The 2,676-nt window shown below is 61.8% G+C and carries 3 protein-coding genes; 1 reads left to right on the forward strand and 2 read right to left on the reverse strand.

Annotated features, from left to right (window positions below):
- Positions 1 to 48: 48 nt before the first annotated feature.
- Both EN893_RS28085 and EN893_RS28090 read right to left on the reverse strand, forming a co-directional pair.
- On the reverse strand, positions 49 to 438 hold the full coding sequence (locus tag EN893_RS28085; protein WP_127270456.1) for a DUF427 domain-containing protein: 390 nt from the start codon (positions 436 to 438) through the stop codon (positions 49 to 51).
- Positions 439 to 578: 140 nt separating this feature from the next.
- On the reverse strand, positions 579 to 935 hold the full coding sequence (locus EN893_RS28090; protein ID WP_023808564.1) for a hypothetical protein: 357 nt from the start codon (positions 933 to 935) through the stop codon (positions 579 to 581).
- Between the two features lie 184 nt (positions 936 to 1,119).
- Between EN893_RS28090 and EN893_RS28095 the strand changes: the two genes are divergently transcribed.
- Positions 1,120 to 2,676: long-chain-fatty-acid--CoA ligase (locus EN893_RS28095; RefSeq protein ID WP_128361955.1), on the forward strand; the 1,557-nt coding region annotated here is incomplete at its 3' end.

Here is a 2,676-nt window from a genome sequence, read left to right on the forward strand (position 1 = left end):
ACGGAGTGACTGGCCAGCCGAGCGGATCTCGATGCCCTCGGCGTTGGCTCAGTCCGGTTTGGCTTCGATCGTGACCTTGCTAGCGTAGAATGCGCCGTGGTTGCGGATTTCAGCCATTTCGTCGAAAGGCCGCTCGTACGCCCACATGGCGTTCTGGCCGGTCTCGCCGGCAGGCAGCACGCTCCAATAGCTTGCATCGCCCTTGTAGGGGCAATGGGTCGAGTGGTCGGTGCGGCCGAGCTTGCCGAAATCGATGTCGGCGAACGGAATGTAGAAGGCCGCCGGATAGGGGGCCTCGGTCAGCACCTTGGCCTTCGTTGTTGAAGCGATGACCACGTCTCCGACACGCACGGTAACGGTGCCGGCATAGGGCTCGACAGTGATGATTTTGTCCGGGTTGCGTTGGAAACCGGGTGCGGGGTTGGCGATCTGATCCATGCGGGGGGCTCTCCTTGCGTCGACTTAAGGTGTGTCGCGCAAGCGCATTGCGCAAGCCGCTATCGCCATCCAACACGCAAAACTTGCTTAGCCGACGCCGATGGATCGCCCCTTGGAATCCTCGGGATTGTCGTCAGCGGTCAGGCAGCGGCTTTGAACACGTCCATGAGACCGGCATAGGCGGCAGCGATCCCGGCGACCGGGTTGCTGCTTCTTGAGACGGTCTCGACCTTCAGGGAACCGCCGCCGGTAGGCAAGGTAAGCAGCAGGAACTGGCGGTTTCCGCCATCGCCGACTGACGCGGCCGCGACGTGCTGGTCCTCGCCCTGATTCTGGACGCACATCTTGAACAGCAGCGTGCCGCCGACCGCTTCCAGCGCGCCGCCGACAACTTCAACAAATTCATCTTCGGAAACAGTCTTTGTGTCCGGCACCACATCGGCCAGACTTTCGGCAAGCGTACTCTCGAGAGCCTTGTCGTCGAGCTGCGCGTCCATGCGAACCTCTTTCAGTCGCCAATCGCACCCCTTTGCCCGTTAACGAAACTTAACGCCGACGATGGCCGGATTGTGGCGGTTTTCCACCAATGCGGCGCTCAGGGGTGCTGGCGGCTGGACAATCCGCCGGTTCGCTCCACAATAGCTCGAAAAGCACAACGCAAAAAGCGTGAGGGAGGATCGAATGCTGGGACTGATGCAGGAATGGCCGCTGCTTTGCCATAAGCTCATCGACAATGCCGAGCGGCAGCATGGCGTGCGCGAGATCGTGTCGCGCTCGATCGAAGGGCCGATCGTGCGCACCACCTACGCCGACATCCATCGCCGCGCCCTGAAGGTCGCCCAGCGGCTGGAGCGTGACGGTTATGGGATGGGCGACCGTATCGCCACGCTGGCCTGGAACACCGCGCGCCACATCGAGGCCTGGTACGGCATCATGGGCATCGGCGCCATCTACCACACGCTCAATCCGCGGCTGTTTCCCGAGCAGATCGTCTGGATCATGAACCATGCCGAGGACAAGGCTGTCTTCGTCGACCTGACTTTCATGCCGCTGCTCGAGAAGATCGCCGGCGCCGTCAAATCGCTGAAACAGGTGATCGTGCTGACCGACAGGGCGCATATGCCGCCGACGACATTGCCCAACACGGTCGCCTATGAAGATTGGCTTGACGAAGCGGATGGCGACTTCGCCTGGAAGACCTTCGACGAAAGCACCGCCGCCGGCATGTGTTACACGTCCGGGACCACGGGCGATCCCAAGGGCGTCGTCTACAGCCATCGTTCGAACGTGCTGCACGCCATGATCGCTGCCATGCCCGACGCCATGGGACTGTCGTCGCGCGATACGATCCTGCCTGTCGTGCCGATGTTTCACGCCAATGCCTGGGGCCTTGGCCAGAGCGGGCCGATGATCGGTGCCAAGCTGGTCATGCCCGGCTGCAAGATGGATGGCGCCTCGATCTATGAACTGCTCGACACCGAGAAGGTGACCTTCAGCGCCGCCGTGCCGACCGTCTGGATGATGCTGCTGCAGCATCTGGAGGAGACCGGCAAGGAGCTTCCCTATCTCAACAAGGTCGTCATCGGCGGCTCGTCGTGCCCGCGCGCGATCATGACCAAGTTTCAGCAGAACTACGATGTCCAGGTTATCCACGCCTGGGGCATGACCGAAATGTCGCCGCTCGGCACGCTGTGTACCCTGAAGCCGGACCATGCTGGTCTTGAGGGCGAAGCCCGGCTCGACGTCCAGCAGAAACAGGGCTATCCGCCCTTCGGCGTCGAAATGAAGGTGACCGACGACGACAACAACGAGCAGCCTTGGGACGGCAAGACTTTTGGCCGCCTGAAAGTGCGTGGGCCGGCCGTTGCCCGTGCCTATTATGGCGACGCCGGCGTGGAGCAGTTCGATGAGGATGGCTGGTTCGACACTGGCGACGTCGCCCACATCGACGCTGGCGGCTACATGCAGATCACCGATCGCGCCAAGGACGTCATCAAATCCGGCGGCGAATGGATTTCGACCATCGACCTCGAGAACCTGGCTGTCGGCCATCCCGATGTCGCCGAGGCGGCAGCCATCGGCGTTCAGCATTCGAAATGGGGCGAACGGCCGCTGCTGGTCGTCGTCCGCAAACCGGGCAAGGAACCGACCAAGGCTGACATTCTCGGCTTCATGGACGGCAAGGTAGCCAAATGGTGGATGCCGGACGATGTCGCTTTCGTCGGCGAAATTCCGCAC

It is taken from the genome of Mesorhizobium sp. M7A.F.Ca.CA.004.04.2.1, assembly GCF_004022825.1.
GTDB lineage: Bacteria > Pseudomonadota > Alphaproteobacteria > Rhizobiales > Rhizobiaceae > Mesorhizobium.

Coding starts and splice junctions, on each gene's coding strand:
- EN893_RS28090 (WP_023808564.1), bottom strand. CDS start 935: ATGGACGCGCAGCTCGACGACAAGGCTCTCGAGAGTACGCTTGCCGAA.
- EN893_RS28085 (WP_127270456.1), bottom strand. CDS start 438: ATGGATCAGATCGCCAACCCCGCACCCGGTTTCCAACGCAACCCGGAC.